At 65.6% G+C, this 16,895-nt stretch carries 15 protein-coding genes and 1 pseudogene; 9 read left to right on the forward strand and 7 right to left on the reverse strand.

The genetic code is table 11. From position 1 onward, the window contains the following. The 4 genes from BME24068_RS22540 to BME24068_RS22555 all read right to left on the reverse strand — a co-directional run bounded on the left by BME24068_RS22540 (position 1) and on the right by BME24068_RS22555 (position 4,692). Positions 1–1,395: a DUF6765 family protein gene (locus BME24068_RS22540; RefSeq protein ID WP_239007948.1), complete on the reverse strand. Its 1,395-nt coding sequence runs from the start codon at positions 1,393–1,395 to the stop codon at positions 1–3. Then, a complete protein-coding gene (locus BME24068_RS22545; RefSeq protein WP_174927418.1) occupies positions 1,395–3,029 on the reverse strand; it encodes an LVIVD repeat-containing protein in 1,635 nt (544 codons plus the stop codon). Before BME24068_RS22545 ends, BME24068_RS22540 begins: the two co-directional genes overlap by 1 nt. Positions 3,030–3,075: 46 nt before the next feature. Beyond that, positions 3,076–3,483: a hypothetical protein gene (locus BME24068_RS22550; protein ID WP_239007949.1), complete on the reverse strand. Its 408-nt coding sequence runs from the start codon at positions 3,481–3,483 to the stop codon at positions 3,076–3,078. 312 nt (positions 3,484–3,795) lie between these two features. After that, positions 3,796–4,692 carry a LysR substrate-binding domain-containing protein gene (locus BME24068_RS22555; protein WP_174927419.1) on the reverse strand — a complete coding sequence of 299 codons (897 nt, stop codon included), beginning with the start codon at positions 4,690–4,692 and terminating at the stop codon, positions 3,796–3,798. 257 nt (positions 4,693–4,949) lie between these two features. Here BME24068_RS22555 and BME24068_RS22560 point away from each other — a divergent pair, with 257 nt between their 5' ends. The 6 genes and pseudogenes from BME24068_RS22560 to BME24068_RS22585 all read left to right on the forward strand — a co-directional run bounded on the left by BME24068_RS22560 (position 4,950) and on the right by BME24068_RS22585 (position 9,525). Then, positions 4,950–5,588: a hydrolase gene (locus tag BME24068_RS22560; protein ID WP_096499284.1), complete on the forward strand. Its 639-nt coding sequence runs from the start codon at positions 4,950–4,952 to the stop codon at positions 5,586–5,588. Between the two features lie 235 nt (positions 5,589–5,823). After that, a complete protein-coding gene (locus BME24068_RS22565; protein ID WP_174927420.1) occupies positions 5,824–6,546 on the forward strand; it encodes a haloacid dehalogenase type II in 723 nt (240 codons plus the stop codon). A 42-nt stretch (positions 6,547–6,588) separates the two neighbouring features. Then, positions 6,589–6,863, forward strand: a pseudogene (locus BME24068_RS22570) (STM2901 family protein); the annotation flags it as partial. A 3-nt stretch (positions 6,864–6,866) separates the two neighbouring features. Continuing rightward, positions 6,867–7,232: a DUF1493 family protein gene (locus BME24068_RS22575; protein WP_174927422.1), complete on the forward strand. Its 366-nt coding sequence runs from the start codon at positions 6,867–6,869 to the stop codon at positions 7,230–7,232. A gap of 390 nt (positions 7,233–7,622) precedes the next feature. Continuing rightward, entirely contained in the window at positions 7,623–8,939 is a 1,317-nt protein-coding gene (locus BME24068_RS22580) for a hypothetical protein (RefSeq protein WP_174927423.1), read from the forward strand. 121 nt (positions 8,940–9,060) lie between these two features. After that, positions 9,061–9,525 (forward strand): hypothetical protein, encoded by a 465-nt coding sequence (locus BME24068_RS22585; protein WP_174927424.1) that lies wholly within the window; start codon positions 9,061–9,063, stop codon positions 9,523–9,525. Positions 9,526–9,908: 383 nt separating this feature from the next. Here the strand turns inward: BME24068_RS22585 and BME24068_RS22590 are convergent, their stop codons facing one another. Next, positions 9,909–10,868, reverse strand: coding sequence for a LysR family transcriptional regulator (locus tag BME24068_RS22590; RefSeq protein WP_174927425.1), 960 nt, complete (start codon positions 10,866–10,868; stop codon positions 9,909–9,911). A 157-nt stretch (positions 10,869–11,025) separates the two neighbouring features. Between BME24068_RS22590 and BME24068_RS22595 the strand changes: the two genes are divergently transcribed. From BME24068_RS22595 to mmsB, 3 genes are all read left to right on the forward strand, one after another. Further along, on the forward strand, positions 11,026–12,345 hold the full coding sequence (locus tag BME24068_RS22595; RefSeq protein WP_174927426.1) for an MFS transporter: 1,320 nt from the start codon (positions 11,026–11,028) through the stop codon (positions 12,343–12,345). A 124-nt stretch (positions 12,346–12,469) separates the two neighbouring features. After that, complete coding sequence (locus BME24068_RS22600) at positions 12,470–13,996, forward strand: CoA-acylating methylmalonate-semialdehyde dehydrogenase (RefSeq protein ID WP_096499298.1); 1,527 nt, start codon at positions 12,470–12,472, stop codon at positions 13,994–13,996. A 14-nt stretch (positions 13,997–14,010) separates the two neighbouring features. Further along, positions 14,011–14,901, forward strand: a complete 891-nt coding sequence (gene mmsB / locus BME24068_RS22605; protein WP_174927427.1) for a 3-hydroxyisobutyrate dehydrogenase — start codon at positions 14,011–14,013, stop codon at positions 14,899–14,901. Positions 14,902–15,038: 137 nt separating this feature from the next. Here the strand turns inward: mmsB and BME24068_RS22610 are convergent, their stop codons facing one another. Further along, the gene (locus BME24068_RS22610; RefSeq protein WP_096503789.1) at positions 15,039–15,371 is read right to left on the reverse strand and encodes a hypothetical protein; all 333 of its coding nucleotides are present in this window, start codon (positions 15,369–15,371) and stop codon (positions 15,039–15,041) included. A 231-nt stretch (positions 15,372–15,602) separates the two neighbouring features. Next, positions 15,603–16,895: cytochrome c (locus BME24068_RS22615; RefSeq protein WP_174927428.1), on the reverse strand; the 1,293-nt coding region annotated here is incomplete at its 5' end.

A 16,895-nucleotide genomic window follows, 5' to 3' on the forward strand; every position in this document is an offset into this window, starting at 1 on the left:
TCAGTAATCGGATGACGAAATCAGTCCCGTGACCTTCCAGCCGGCCCCGCTTCCCTGCTCCGACAGCACACCGATCGTGTCGTACGGCGCATCGAGCAGCTTGATCAACGCGACCGCACGCTTGTTGCCGTCGACCGAATCGGGCAGCGGAAACACCAGGAAAGGCAGGATCGGAGACGGCTTGTCGCCCTCCACGATGAGCGGCAGCACCGCATCGTTCAACGATTTGAAGACCGCGAACGATGCGCGGTTGCGCAACGACGCACGGGTGCTGCCCGTCGCCGGCGAGGGCGTCCCGATGGCGAGGTAGGCGCCGTGATCCCGCAAGCGCCAGCCGGTCAACTGCTCGACCAGCGGGCCGTCGGGCTTGCCGGTGCGGCCGGCGGCCAGCGCGGGCAGCCAGCGCTTGTCCACCGGCGACGTCGTGACCCAGTCGTTGAAGAAGCGCGTGTAGAAATCGACGAGCGACTTGTCCACGCCAGACTGTGCGGTTGGCGACGCGGGCTTCGGCACGTCGCGCCGCCCGCTCCAGCGGACCGGTTGCCATGCGGGCCCGTCCGGCAGGCTCGTGCCGTCGAGGAACGACGTGTCCTTCACGCCATTCGCGACGAACCAGCCGGATTTCGCGTGCTTGGTCCGCGCGTCGATGAACCCGGCGAGCAGCGGCCGGATCTGTTCCCATGACGACGCGTGCCTCGACACGCCACCGATATTCGGATACCGAAGCATCTGTCGATACGTGGACTTCGCCATCGCCTCCGTATCGACGGGCCAACGCCAGGTCATGTCGGCGACATGACCGGACGGGCCGCCGCGATCGACCGGCGCGGCCATCGCCAGACCGGCATCGCATGCGATGCCGTCACGGCGCCAGTCCGGCACGGACGGCGTGCCCTGGTGCGCCCACGCATCTTGCAACGCATGCAGCGAGCGACCGAACTCGCCGAGCATGAACGCCGCGTTGCGCCCCTCGGCGCGCTGCAGCGCCGCGTCGACCGAAGACCGTGTAGCCGCCCCGTCCGGTACTACCGTCCGCGCTTGCGCACCGGCCGGCACGCGGGTCCCGGCCGGATAGTGTGCCGCCTGGGCGTCCAGGGCATCCGGGACGAAGCGCGACAGGCACGCAAACTGCAACGGCGACGTCATGTATTCGATCGAGCCGGCATCGATCCGCTGGTCGGCGAGTGCAATGGCGTCGGCCTCGCCGGCCGCGAACCCCGCCTGCCTTGCAAGCCAGAACGTGAGACCGAAGTGCACGTCCGCCTCGAACCCCGAACACGTCATCGGCAGGACGAGCGCCGCCAGCAGGGCCAGCGCGGCGATGCCCGGCGTGCGCCGCACGCCGCCGCGCGTGGCCGGCGTGCGGGGCGCTGGCGCAACCTGTCTGCGGTGCATCAATTGCCGATCTCCGTTGCTTTCGTACTTTCGGGAAATGGCCACGCACCGTTCTCGAACGACAGCACGAGCAGGCCGTTGTCCTGGCACGCCGTGGTCAGCAGACGGCGGTCGAAGTCGAAATCGAGGCGCGACGCGCACCAGTCCGGGCCGCCCGGACGATACTGGCCGAACATCAGGTGCGCGGAACCGGCACCCGGGGATTTCGCGGCGGGCGGGTTGTAGTACGCGATTTCCTTCGGTTTGGCCGGATCGCGAATGTCGAACACGCGCACGCCCGAATTGAAGTAGCTGCACGCGAGCGCCGTCGCGTTCTCCCGGTTGTCGACGCTGCAGTAGTGCGCCCCGTACGTGAACGTCGACAGGCCGAGAATGTCGGGAATCACCTTGCTGCAGTTCTGCACCGCATGCGTTTCGAGCCGCAGCTCGGACACGAGCTTGGGTGCGGCTTCGTTCGACATGTCGTAAATATGGCCCAACGGGAACGGCGTCATCCCCGCGTTGCATGCGGCCTTCACGGCAGTTGCGCCCGGATCCTGGAGTCCACCCGAACCGCCTTCATCGACCTCGACCAGATAAGGCTTGCCGCCCACCGTGAACGGAATCGTATGCTGGCCCGCGCTGCCGTCGCGCACCGGCACCGTCGCGATCCGGTGCATCTGCGCATTGGGGCGCCGGCTCTGCACTTCGCTGGTGTCGATGACGAAGAACCCGTTGTCGCCGTTCGAATTCGCGTTGTCCAGCGGCGGCGCGCCCGAACCGGCCGCCGTGCCCGTGTTGCCGAGGCCGATGAAGTACGCACGGTTTCCGTCCTGGCTCACCGACAGCCCGTGCGGGAGCGCCCCGAAGCCCAGGTCGGCCATCGTGATCGCCGAGATCAGTTTCGGCCGCGTCGGAATCGTCAGGTCGACCGCGTAGTAGGACTTCGAAAACGCGCCGCCGATGTAGTAAGTGAAACCGTCCGGCGAAAAGCCGCCTTCATGGCCCATCGGCTTGACACTCGGAAGTATGCCGCCGTCGGTTCCCGTGCCGATGGGTACGCTCGCGAGCAACTGCGGGCGCGTGCAATCGGTGGCCACGTCGTACAGGTCGACCTCGGGGCCGCCCGCGCCGCCGAGCCCGTTATCGGCGGCGAGAATCCCCCGCGCGACGTTCACGCGCAGCGATTCCCACGGATCGATCATCGCCGTGGACGTGAGCGAACTCACCCGTACCGGCCTGGCCGGGTCGGTGATGTCGATCACCGGCACGCCCGGGTTCGCACGCGGCGGCGCATCGGGGTTGTTGAATGCCGGCGTGGCGCCCATCGTCGCGTGGTAGAAGCAGGTCCGTCCCTGCCGGTCGGTGTAGGTCGCCGCCGACCAGGACGCGCCCTCGCCCTGCACCTGGCTGACGCGCTTCAGGTTGCAGTTGAAGCCGCCGAATCCGGACTGGCGCAGCGCGGCGGGCACCTGCCCTTGCAACGCCGTCTCGGGCGTATCGCCGGCGCTGCAGCCCGGTACGCGCGGCACGACGTAGTCCGCCACCGATACGGTGGGCGTCGCACTCGTCACGTCGTTGTCGTCTCCGCCGCAACCGGCGAGCACGAGTGTGCCGAGCGATATCGCAATCGCAAGCCGAGTCGGTAATTGCATGTCTGTCTCCTCCTGTTTCGAATGTCGTGTCGATCCGACGATGTCATTAGTTATCCGGATAGATCTCGATGACGGCCACCTCGATCTGCTCGCCGGTCCGGCTGTGAAAGTGAAGCGAAAAACGCCCCGTGATACCGACGGGGAGAATGTCCATCGACTGATCGGTGCCGGACGAGCATGCAGCGAGCGCGCCGGGTATTTCATGGACCATCAGGACACCCGTCTCACGCGAATGCACGCGGATATGCGCCTGCATCCCTTCGCGAATCGCGATCACGGGTCGTGCCCGGCGCAGCGGGTCCCGATCGACCTCCACGGAAAAAACCTGCTGGGCCGGCAGCCCTGTCGAGGCTCGCGACAGATGTCGCGCAACGCCGTATGCCAGCACGAGTGCCGACACGGTCGCGATCCACGCGATCGTCCGGCACCGCCGTCGCAGCTTCCCCTCCTCCATTGCGGCGCTCCGTTTCATCGGCTGCCTGGCCGCGCGCTGTCGTCGTACCGACAGCGCGGTCGTCAACCGTTCGACGCATGGTAGTGAGCCGCGTCATGCCGCGATATCTGCTTATTGCGCGTTGTCGGGAAATTGCGTCGGGAGTAACCCGAGCAGCGCGAGCCGGATCCGGGATGCGTCGCGTCCGGATTGCACTGGCCGGCGACGATCCGGGCGTGAGGGAGCGATCCGCGACGGGAACGTGCGGACCGGCAGTGGCACCCGCCGCGTCGATGCGCCCGGAGACGGCACACCCGACGCGGCAGCCAGACATCAATCCTTGCGGATGTGTTCGGCGAGGAAGTCGATCAGCAACCGCACGCGCGGCAGCAGCCCGCGCCGCGACGGAAACACCGCGTGAATCACGCCGCCCTTCGGCGCCCATCCCGGCAGCACGTCGATCAGTGTGCCGTCGCGCAGGTCGTCGTCGATCGCCATGCACGGCAGTTGCACGATGCCGACGCCGTGAATCGCCGCGTCGCGCAGCGCGTGCATGTCGTCGGAGATATAGCGCGGGTGGTGACGCAGTTGCGCGTGCTCGCCGTTCGGCCCGACCAGTTGCCACACGTGATGCCGCGCCGGCCCCCAGTCGAGGCTCGGTTCGCCCGCCAGCCCGGCCGGATCCGTCAGCGGCGCCCCGCGCCTGGCCAGCCATTGCGGCGCGGCCACCAGCCGCTGCGGGCTGTCGCCGAGAATGCGCATCACGAGATCGCTGTCCTCCAGCGGCGGAAAGCGTACGCGCAGCGCGAGGTCGAAGCCTTCGCTCAGCAGGTCGACGCGACGGTTGGTCGCTTCGAGATGCACGTGCACCCGCGGATGAAGCGCCATGAAACGCGCGATGAGCTCGCTCACGCGATATTCGAGCAGCGCGGTCGGGCAACTCACGCGCACGATGCCGCGCGGCTCCGCGTGCTGACGCTCGATCACCTCGCGCGCCGCATCGGCTTCGACGAGCACCGCGAGACAGCGCTCGTAGAATTCGCGGCCCGTTTCCGTGACCGTGAAGTGACGCGTCGTCCGCTGCAGCAGCCGCACGTCGTATTGCGCCTCCAGCGCGGCGATGCGCCGGCTCAGCGTCGACTTCGGGATGCCCAGCGCGCGCCCCGCCTGCGTGAACCCGCCGTGCTCGACCACCTTCACGAAATAGTAGAGGTCGTTCAGGTCATCCATGATTGTTCCACCCATAGAACACTGACGGCATTCTACGGGACTGGAAAGCCGGTTGTTGCGCGCATAGCATCCTGATTCAACGTGGATCGACTGGATCGCGGCGGCCCGGAAATATGCCGGACGGGCGCATCGCGCATCGAATCGATTGACCGGGCCTGGCGCACTCGTGCGCCGCGACGACGATCCCGACATCGCGGCCGCGCCAACCTGGACCCTCGGGATTTTTCTCACTTCCTGCTCTGTCTCTGGAGGCAACCATGGCAAGCGAACCGATTCGCGATCCCGCGAACGACCACCTGCTCACCCCGCAGAACGCGGCGTTCATCGTCATCGATTACCAGCCGGTCCAGGTGAACTCCATCGCCTCGATGGATCGCCAGTTGCTGATCAACAACATCGTCGGCGCATCGAAGGCCGCCGTCGCTTACGGCCTGCCGATCGTCCACTCCACCGTCAACGTGAAGACCGGCCTGAACAAGCCGCCGATCCCGCAACTGCGTGCCGCGCTCGAAGGCTATCCGACCTACGACCGCACCAGCATCAACTCGTGGGAGGACGTCGAGTTCCGCAAGGCCGTCGAAGCCACCGGCCGCAAGAAACTCGTCATGACCGCGCTGTGGACCGAAGCGTGCCTGACCTTCCCCGCGCTCGACGCGCTGAAGGCCGGCTACGAGGTCTACGTGGTCGTCGACGCGGTCGGCGGCACGTCGGTGGCCGCGCACGAGGCTGCGCTGCGCCGCATCGAGCAGGCCGGCGGCCAGATGATCAGCGTCGCGCAATTGTTCTGCGAACTGCAGCGCGACTGGGCGCGCAGCGCAACCGTCCCCGCGTTCGTCGACCTGTTCATCCAGACCGGCGGCACCGCGGGCATCCAGTTTTCGTACGACAAGAGCTGAGTCCCGCCTGTATCCCGCCTGTACGCAATCCGCGTGACATGAACCGCCCCGCCCGAGCCGCACGGCCCGGGCGGGTGCCTGTACATCCAGGCCACGTGACAGTTCCGCCGGCAACCACACGGCGCCTCGCGGCCAGCCGCGTTTTTCGATCCGTGATTCAATGTCGTGACCCGGCATCGCGCATTACAGCAACACCGCGTGCCGCCTTCCCCTCGTTCGACCTTCACGGAATCACATGACGAATCCTGCCGAGATCAAGGCGCTCGTTTTCGATGTATTCGGAACGATCGTCGACTGGAGAAACGGTGTCGCGCGCGATGCCGCCGCGTTCCTCGCCCGCCATGCGCCGGCGCTCGACCCGTTCGAATTCGCCGATACGTGGCGGCGAGAATATTCGCCGTCGATGGAAGAAATCCGCAGCGGACGCAGGCGCTACGTGCGGCTCGACGTGCTGCATCGCGAGAACCTCGTGCGCACGCTCGATCGCTACGGCGTCGACGGCGTGCCCGATGCGGAGATCGATGCGCTCACCCTCGCGTGGCACCGGCTCGATCCGTGGCCGGATGCCGTCGCGGCGCTGCAGCGCCTGAAACGGCGCTATGTGATCGCCCCGCTGTCGAACGGCAATATCCGGCTGATGATCGACGTCGCGAAACACGCGGGCCTGCCGTGGGACGCGATTCTCGGCGCCGAAGTCGCGCACGCGTACAAGCCGTCGCCGAAGGTCTATACCGACGCGGTCGAGATTCTCGGCATCGCGCCGGCCGAGCTGTGCCTGGTCGCCGCGCACAACGGCGACCTCGCCGCCGCGCGGCAACTGGGGCTGTCCACCGCGTTCGTGCTGCGCCCGACCGAACACGGGCCTGCCCAGACGACCGACCTGAAAGCGGACGACGCGTGGGATTTCGATGTCAGGGACCTGAACGAACTCGCGGACCGGCTCGGGTGTGCGGGGTGAAGGATGGCGGGGCTGTTCCGGGCGATGCGATAAAGTGCCGCCTTCGCAGGGGCTACCGCGGGTATGTCCGTCGCCTCCCTGGCCGCCCGCAAGCTGTTCCCTCAGACGTTGCTGTTTCGCCTGCCGATGATCACGGGCGTGGGGGCGTCCGATAGTCGGATCGCCTACACGCAACGCCTCGGCGCGTGGATCGGCCAGACGATTCCCGTCGTGGGCGAGGTGTTCCTGGCACGCGACGCGTTCCTAATCATGCGCAACACCGCAACACCATGTCGACCAACAACCGCATCGTGAAGCCCGAAGACCGGGTGCTCTGAACCATGAAAGACGTTACCTGGGAACGCCTGGAAGCCTTCGCGCGCGAGGCACTCGGCCGGCCGCTGTTCGGCGGCAAGCTAAAGCTGCAGCCGGAATCCAGGCTTGAGCAGGACCTCGGCGTCACTGGCCTGGACGGAGTGGCATTCATCGACAAGTGGGCAGAGACGTTCGGCGTCGACGCCCAAGGGTTCCCGTACCGGCGCTATTTCGGCCCCGAAGGTCAGGAGCTGCTGTCGTCGCTCATCGGGCTGTTCGTGAAGCGACTGCGCCAGCCGGAGCGGCGGCCGCTGACGCTGGGAATGCTGGCTGAGGCAACGCGACGCGGGAAGTGGGACACGGACTCGATCGAGGGTTCAGCAGGGAAGTGATCGTTATGGGAGGGGGCGGTCGATGGGTTGGCCAGCTCTTTTCATTGGCGGAAATGTAATTACGTTATGCGAAATTTTTGACTCATCGCGGAACGCTGGGAAGGAACGTCGGCAATCGGCCATGAGCGGACTCTCGCGATTTTCACGCGAACGGCCGCTATCGGGCGCGACTCGTCCATCTGACGACCTAGGCGGACCGGGTTAATTTGTGCCGGCTTGCGTTCACCGCTGCGTGGAAATTTGCGGCGCTTACCTTTCAGCGACACGATGACTACGATCCACCGCAGTATCGGGAGTCCCATTATCTCTGGCTTACTGCGGTCTTCAATCTTCGGGGCAGTCCGTTGCGTAGGTACAATCTGGATCCGTAGCAAAGCCCGAAGGTATTAGATGACGCGAACACTCAACTCATTCAAATGGTTGCTCAAGAAGGGCGAGCACACAATTCATTGTCCGCACGTGTCCTTAACTGAATGGACTGACGGCAAGCCGCCTCTGTTTGAAGGCTCAGGCCGCTTCATTCTCAAAGACAGCGGCGATGATATCCGTTTTGAACTTGACGTGAAATGGACCAGCACGACGAAGTGGATGAGCGCGCTTCGACGGTGCCAAGAGGAACCGTACGACCCTCAAACGGCTTTGCGTCTGTGCGGAACGGACTATCGGGGTACCGAGTGGAACGCTGGATGGATTAGGCCCCGCGCAGGCTCAATTTGGAATGACAACCTACAACTCTTCGGTCAATGCGCGGGACTTTCAACTCAAGTGCGCCAAAAAGAACCGCAAGGTGGGGTCGAGCTTGCGTATTCGCCCGCGCCAGATGTGCCATTTTCCGAAGTCATGACAACGACGACGCATTTGGGTGACTCTCGCGTGGGGACTAAGCAGAGCGGTGGACGTCAAAGGCTAGAATTGCTGGGAAGCGTCGTCGAGGTCGTAACCGAGCCATGGACCGGAGAGTTGTCGATATATGCCTCAGCAAGCGAGCACCTGAGGCATCCTTATCTAGAAAATTGGTTGTCTGAACCGCTCCGAGCACTCCATGGGCAGCTAGTGTTTCCACGCCTCGTAGTTCGCAATTTTGACGACGGTCGCGCGATGGTATCGGTGCGGCGCGTGCCGAACTGGAAAACTTCAATGGGGGGCTGTGCCAGCCAACTGAAGTATCGGTCTGCGTCGGAGTTTTGGGCCTTTTATAGTGCCTATCTTGAGTACGTCGCCCTTCATCGTGACAAGAATGGTGATCCAGGATTTGAAGCCAACGAGCTTACGCGTCTTCATGATGAGGTGATTCAGGCTCGTATGGCCGGCTCGACGTGGGTGATTGCTCTTTGCGTCGCGAGTGCCATTGAAGGCATCGTGAAGTTGGATCCAGACTTTGTGTCTACAGCGGCCGAAGTGGCTGAGGACCAATTTTTACGAGCGCGGAACCTTGTTTGGGACATGGAGAATGGGCCGGTGCGCAACAGATTACTGAACTCGTTAAGCGGACTTAACCGCGCATCGCCACGCCAATATCTGAAAAATTTGGAACGGGGCGGAAAAATATCCAAGTCCCAATTTGACGCGTGGGATAAGGTACGAAACGTGGTGGCGCATGGCAATCTGTTCGAGCCGTGGGAAACTCCAGAGGAACGTGAGCGACTAACTGCTTTGGTAGAGCTGTTCTACCGGCTCACCGGCATCAGAATCGGATATTTTACCTAACCGATGCGTTTCAGGTATGTAGTTGTGAAATAGCAAGGAGCGCGGGACCCTAATGATTTCGGAATCTCGATACTGGAAGCAGCCGCTATTGCGTAGCGCGTCGTGGTTAGAGCGTTGGCGCATGAACGAGGAAAATTTCGAACGCGACTCAGCACGCATTGAGCGAGAGCTGTTCATTGGCTTCTATGCCATCCGCAAGCTGTTTGATACATTCAAAGTTTCACTTGATACGCGCAGAAAATCTTACTCCCTCATTTGGTCGCCGAAGATTGGAAGTCCCGATTATTTCAACTGGCATCGGATCGAAGAACATTTCGATTTAGAAACTCGAAATGAAGAGACACGCGATCTCGTGTTCTTGTGCAATCAATTTGTCCACAGCTTCATCTTCATCGTGGTAACAGACGAAAATAATGCTTTCGCAGGGGTATTTGTTGCTTCGGACAAAGCAAGGAATGATAGATTGTATTTCGTAGCGGCCAGCCAGATTTTCCTCGCATTCAGAACCGTCGGCCGCGACTACCCTGTCAGGCAACACATGATCCGAAATGATCGAACTGGGGAGTGGGAAGAAAGCGCTACGTAAATGTGCGGTTTCGCTGACATGTGACTGACCGCAGCCGCGAGCGCAATATTCCTCGAACCAACAACACTTTCCGTGCAGCCGTCAGTTGGCTCATAGAAGCGCGAGAATTCGGCACCAATTTTGATGCACGAATGGCCAGTGTCCTCCGACACGGAACGTATAGACGCGGCTAACGTCAGGCCGCTGCTCGACTACGATCGGCCGCATCGGACGGCGATCGGACCCAAAGCGGCCTCTCGGAGCCGCTAGGTCGAGGGACCGCTCCGGGTCGACAAGCGACGCCCCGAAAATCCACGAAGAACCCGCCTTTTCAACCCACCTGCTTATCACTCGCCGCTTCAATTGCCGCGCTCTGCGTCATCCACATCTCCCGTACGCCCGCGCTAATCAGTATCCCCAACAAACCGCAACCGCCCCGACTCCCCCATCAACAACGCGCGATTCGCGTCCGCTGCCGCGCGCAGGTAATCCCACAGCGCCGTCACGCGCCGCAGCTTGCGCAGATCCTCGCGACAGGTCAGCCAGAAGCAGCGCGTGACGACCACGTCGTCCGGCAGCACCGGCACCAGCGCCGGCTGCGTAGCCGCCATGAAGCACGGCAGGATCGCGAGCGCGCCGCCCTGCAGCGCCGCGAACACCTGTGCGATCACGCTCGTCGTACGCAGCCCGGCAGTCGCGCCCGGCACCGCGCGCTCCAGATACAGCAGCTCGCTGCTGAACGCGAGATCGTCGACGTAGCTGATGAACGCGTGCCGCGCGAGATCGTCGGTGCACGTGATCGGCGGATGGTTCGCGAGATAGTCGCGCGTCGCATAAAGCCGCAGCTGGTAGTCGCACAGCTTCGTGACCACGTAAGGCCCGCGCTCGGGCCGCTCGAGCGTGATCGCGAGATCGGCCTCGCGCTTGGGCAGGTTGACGAAATGCGGAACGGGCAGCAGATCGACCGTCACATGCGGATGCGCGACGCGAAACCGCGCGAGCTGCGGCGCGAGGAAAAAGCAGCCGAACCCTTCGGTCGACCCGATCCGCACATGGCCCGACAGCGCCTCGCCGGTATTTGCGACCTGGTCGCAGGCGGACTGCACGGTCGTCTCCATCGCATCGGCATACGCGACGAGTCGCTGGCCCTCGGCCGTCAGCGTGAAGCCGCCGGAGCGCGACTTGTCGAACAGCAGCGTGCCCATCGCGGTTTCAAGCGCGCGAATGCGCCGCGCGACGGTCGTGTAGTCGACGCCGAGCCGCTTCGCCGCGCCGCTCGCACGCTGCGTGCGCGCGACTTCGAGGAAGAAACGCAAGTCGTCCCAGTTCAGGTTGCCGGAAACCGGCTCGGTGGCGTGTCGCATCGGCGAGGGAAAAAGGGCTATGTCTCTGGGCCGGCCGTCGATATGCATAAATGCACATCCAACCGGTTTTCTTGTCGGTACATCATGGATCCGCGCATAACTATACTCGACCGTGACCTGAGGACCATGAGCCGCGGGCAATAAAACCGGAGACACCATGCAGACCCGATCCACCCTCGATGAGCATGCAACCGCCGCGGCGCCGGCACCCGCCCGCACCGCGAAGCACTACCTGCTGGCCGGCTGGGCCAGCATGGCCGGCACCACGATCGAGTGGTACGACTTCTTCCTCTACGGCACCGCCGCCGCGCTCGTGTTCAACCGCATCTTCTTCCCGTCGCTCGACCCGGTCGTCGGCACGCTCGCCGCGTTCGGCACGTTCGCGGTCGGCTTCATCGGCCGGCCGATGGGCGGCATCGTGTTCGGCCACTTCGGCGACCGCATCGGCCGCAAGTCGATGCTGATGATCACGCTGCTGCTGATGGGCGTGCCGAGCATGGTGATCGGGCTGATTCCGTCTTACGACAGCATCGGCTACTGGGCCGCCGCGCTGCTGATCGCGATGCGCTTCCTGCAGGGGATGGCGGTCGGCGGCGAATGGGGCGGCGCGGTGCTGATGGCCGTCGAGCACGCACCGAAGGGCCGCAAGGGGCTGTTCGGCAGCCTGCCGCAGACGGGCGTCGGGCTCGGCCTGATCCTGTCGTCGGTCGCGATGGCCGCGGTCGCCGCGCTGCCCGACGCCGACATGCTGTCGTGGGGCTGGCGCGTGCCGTTCCTCGCGAGCATCGCGCTGGTCGGCCTCGGCTGGTTCATCCGCGCGAAGGTGCCCGAGTCGCCCGACTTCGAGAAGGTCCGCAAGCAGGGCAAGGCGGAGAAGTCGCCGGTGACGGCCGCGCTGCGCCGCCATCCGCGCGAAGTGCTGACGATCGTCGGCGCGCGCGCCGCCGAGAACACGTGGTTCTACATGGTCGTCACGTTCGCGCTCGCCTATGCGACGCAGCAGCTGCATCTGCCGAAGGCCGAGATGCTGCACGCGATCACGGCCGGCGCGGTGCTGTCGCTCGTCACGATGCCGCTGTGCGGCCACCTGAGCGACAAGATCGGCCAGCGCCGGATGTTCGCGATCGGCCTCGTGCTGATGTGCGCATTCGCCGCGCCGTTCTTCATGATGCTCGGCACGCAGCAGACGTCGTACGCGTGGTGGGCGATCGTGCTCGGCCTCGGCGTCGTGTTCCCGATTCTCTATGCGCCCGAGTCGCTGCTGTTCGCACAGCAGTTCCCGGCGGAAATCCGCTACAGCGGCATCTCGCTGTCGGTGCAGCTGGCCGGCGTGATCGGCGGCGGTTTCGCGCCGATGATCGCGACGTCGCTGCTCAAGGTCGGCGGCGGCCAGCCCCATTACGTGATCGCGTACCTCGTCGGCTTCGGCGTGTTCGCGCTCGCGTGTACCGCATTGATGCGGCCGGCGCGTCCGTAAGCAACCCGCCCCGCACCAGCCCGCATCGCCCCGATTCCAGTTCGACCTGCCGTCCGCCGTGGCCGCACGCGCGACGGACGCAGACCACCCTTTTTCTTCGCACCACTGTTTCCCGGAGAGTTCCATGAACGCCGCAGTTCCCCAGACCACCCTCGCCCTGCCCACCGCCAAGCTGCTGATCGACGGCGCGTTCGTCGAATCGCAAAGCGCCGAATGGGGCGACATCGTGAACCCCGCGACGCAGGAAGTGATCGGCCGCGTGCCGTACGCGACGCTCGACGAGGTCGATGCCGCGATCGCCTCCGCGCAGCGTGCGTTCCAGACCTGGAAGACGACGCCGATCGGCGCGCGCCTGCGCATCATGCTGAAGTTCCAGGATCTGGTGCGCCGCAATCTCGAACGGATCGCGAAAACGCTGACGGCCGAGCAAGGCAAGACGTTGCCCGACGCGCAGGGCGACATCTTCCGCGGCCTCGAAGTGGTCGAGCATGCGTGCTCGATCGGCACGCTGCAGCAAGGCGAATTCGCGGAGAACGTCGCGGGCGGCGTCGACACCTACACGCTGCGCCAGCCGATCGGCGTATGCGCGGGCATCACGCCGTTCAACTTCCCCGGGATGATTCCGCTGTGGATGTTCCCGATGGCGATCGTGTGCGGCAACACGTTCGTGCTGAAGCCGTCGGAGCAGGATCCGCTGTCGACGATGCAGCTCGTCGAACTCGCGATCGAGGCCGGCGTGCCGCAGGGCGTGCTGAACGTCGTGCATGGCGGCAAGACGGTGGTCGACCGTCTCTGCACGCATCCGGACATCAAGGCAATCTCGTTCGTCGGCTCGACGCGCGTCGGCACGCACGTGTACAACCTCGGCAGCCAGCACGGCAAGCGCGTGCAGTCGATGATGGGCGCGAAGAACCACGCCGTCGTGCTGCCGGATGCGCATCGCGAGCAGTCGATCAACGCGCTGGTGGGCGCCGGCTTCGGCGCGGCCGGCCAGCGCTGCATGGCGACGTCGGTCGTCGTGCTCGTCGGCCAGGCGCGCGACTGGCTGCCCGATCTCGTCGAGAAGGCGAAGGCACTGAAGGTCAACGCCGGCGCCGAAGCCGGCACGGACGTCGGTCCGGTCGTGTCGAAGGCCGCGAAGGCACGCATCCTGTCGCTGATCGACGCGGGCGTGAAGGAAGGCGCGACGCTGCTGCTCGACGGCCGCGACGTGAAGGTGCCGGGCTACGAGCAGGGCAACTTCGTCGGCCCGACGATCTTCTCGGGCGTGACGACCGACATGTCGATCTATCAGGAAGAAATCTTCGGGCCGGTGGTGGTCGTGCTCGAAGCGGACACGCTCGACGAAGCGATCGCGCTCGTCAACGCGAACCCGATGGGCAACGGCGTGGGGCTGTTCACGCAAAGCGGCGCGGCCGCGCGCAAGTTCCAGAGCGAGATCGACATCGGCCAGGTCGGCATCAACATTCCGATCCCGGTGCCGGTCCCCTACTTCAGCTTCACCGGTTCGCGCGGCTCGAAGCTCGGCGATCTCGGCCCGTACGGCAAGCAGGTCGTGCAGTTCTACACGCAGACGAAGACGGTCACCGCGCGCTGGTTCGACGACGACGCGACGGCCGGCGGCGTGAACACGACGATCGCGCTGCGCTGAGCGAGGGCCCGCACATGGAAATCGCATTCATCGGACTCGGCAACATGGGCGGCCCCATGGCCGCCAACCTGCTCAAGGCCGGCCACGCACTGACGGTGTTCGACCTCGACGCGAACGCGGTCGACGCCGCGGTGCGCGCGGGCGCGACGGCGGCCGCCTCGCCGCGCGACGCGGCCGCGCGCGGCGCGCTGGTCATCACGATGCTGCCGGCCGCGCAGCACGTGCGCGCCGTCTACCTGGGCGACGACGGCGTGCTGGCCGGCGCACGCGCCGGCGCGACGCTCATCGACTGCAGCACGATCGATCCGGGCACCGTGCGCGCGGTGGCCGAAGCGGCCGCGCAGCGCGACTTCCCGCTCGCCGATGCGCCGGTGTCGGGCGGCACCGGTGGCGCGCAGGCCGGCACGCTGACCTTCATGGTCGGCGCGCCCGACGCGCTGTTCGAGCGCATCCGCCCGGTGCTGCTCGACATGGGCAAGAACGTCGTGCATTGCGGCGACACGGGCACCGGGCAGATCGCGAAGATCTGCAACAACCTGCTGCTCGGGATCTCGATGATGGGCGTGTCGGAAGCGATGGCGCTCGGCGCGGCGCTCGGCATCGAGCCTTCGGTGCTGGCCGGGATCATCAACACGTCGACCGGGCGCTGCTGGAGCTCCGACACGTACAACCCGTACCCGGGCGTGAACGATGCGGCGCCCGCCGCGCGCGGCTATGCCGGCGGCTTCGCGGCGAACCTGATGCTGAAGGATCTCGGGCTCGCCACCGAAGCTGCACGCAACGCGCGGCAGCCGGTGTGGATGGGCGCGCTCGCGCAGCAGCTCTATCAATCGATGAGCCAGCAAGGGCTCGGCACGCTGGACTTCTCCGCGTGCGTGAAGCTGTACGAAGCACAACCCGCGTAACGCAGCAAACGGACGTGCGCCGACCCGCGATGCCCGTCAACGGCATCGCGGGTCGAATCACATCCGGAGGAACGCGAACGCGAACGCGGGCGCGGGCGCGGGCGCGGGCGCGGGCGCCGCGAACGCGCGATCGACGCTTACCCGCGCGGGTTCGACGCGGTCTCGAAGGTCGGATGGCACTCGAACGCAAGCTCGGAGCGCGCATCGACACGGCGGCCGCCGGTCACCGACTCCTGCTTCACGCTCGCGCGCAACCCGCGCTGCGAACAGTAGTTGGTGGCTTCGTTGACGGCTTTTTCATGGGCGTCGGCCCACGTCGTCGACACGCCGAGCGTGCGCGTCGTCACGGTGAAAACGTTCGGGTTCGACGTCGCGGTCACGTCGGATGCGGTTGAACACGCGGCGAGCAAGCATACGGCAGCCGCGACGGTCAACCATCGCAGGGATCGAAAAGAGACAGGGATGGACATGGGGGGCAAGCGCACGTCGATTCGACGGCATTGAGCAACATAGGCGACAGTATGCCTGTCCGATCGCAGGAGATCATGCCCCTTTCGGTGAACACATTGTTTCGAATGGTTAAACGATGACCCCGTTTCGGCAAGATTTACGGCCTGCGCGGTGTGGTGCGCGGCCCGGGGCGTCGCTTTTCCCGGCTGCCGCGCGAAGCCGGGCCAGCGTGAGCGTCGAGCCCGCCCTCGTCAGTGCGCGCCCTCGCGCCGGATCCTCGCCGATGCGTCCTCCAGATTGCGCCACGCCGGTTGCCCCGGCGCGTAGCGCGCGCGGATGTATGCGGCGAGCTCGGCCATCTGCCGATCGTCGAATGCGTCGCGAAAACCCGGCATGTAGCCGAGCTGGGCGGTAGCCGGCTGGTCGATCCCGTTGTGCAGCACGCGCAGCAGATTGTCGGGCGCGGCCTGGCTGACGCTCGTGTTGAGCCCCAACAACGGACGCACGCCGAGATGTCCGACGCCGCCCGATTCCGCGTGACAGACCGCGCATGCGGCCTCGAACGCGCGGCGGCCGCTTTCGAGGCCGAGCGTCGCGACGGCTTCCGCGCCGTGCGCGCGACGGATCGCCGCATCCGCGGCCGTGGCGGCATCGACGGACGGCGACAGCGACGCCAGATAGTGCGAGATCGCCCGCACGTCGGATTCGGGCAACGATGCGAGCCCCGCGACGACGGGCGCCATCGGCCCCGCCGCGACGCCGTGCTGGGCGGAGAAGCCCGTGCGCAGATAGTCGAACAGCGCACCTTCGGTCCACGGCACCGGCGCGGCCGGCGACGCGACGAGCGGCGGCGCGATCCAGCCTTCGGCCTCGCCGCCCGCGAGATACGCGCGCCCGCCCTTCTCCGCGCCGAGCGCGTTGCGCGGCGTGTGGCACGCGCCGCAATGGCCGGCCCCGTCGACCAGGTACTTGCCGCGATTCCACATCGCGGAGCGCGCCGGATCCGGCGCGAACGGCCGCGCGTCGTGAAACAGCCAGTTCCATCCGGCGACGAGACGCCGCTGGTCGAGCGGAAACGGCAGCTTCGTCTTCGGCGGCGCGTACTTCACCGCCGGCTGCGCCATCAGGTACGCATAGAGCGCGAGCAGGTCGGGCTCGCTCATCTTCGCGAACGCGGTGTACGGGAATGCCGGGTACAGATGCGTGCCGTCGCGCCCGATGCCTTCGCGCATCGCGCGCGCGAACGCCGGATACGACCATGCGCCGATGCCGGTTTCCGGATCGGGCGTGAGGTTGGTCGTGTAGATCGTGCCGAACGGCGTGTCGAGCGCGAGCCCGCCCGCATTGGTCGCGCCGCCGGGCGCGGTGTGGCATACCGCGCAATCGCCGGCGAGCGCGATCAGGCGGCCGCGCTCGAGCGTCGCCGCGCTCCACATCGCGCCGTCCGCGCCGCCAGGCGCGAGCGGAGCGATCGGCGCGGGGCCCGGCAGGATCGCGCAGGCGAGCCCGATCAGCCCGCCGACCACGCCGCCCGCACCGCCGCC

Origin of the sequence: Burkholderia anthina (genome assembly GCF_902498995.1) — a bacterium.
Classification (GTDB): Bacteria; Pseudomonadota; Gammaproteobacteria; order Burkholderiales; family Burkholderiaceae; genus Burkholderia; species Burkholderia anthina.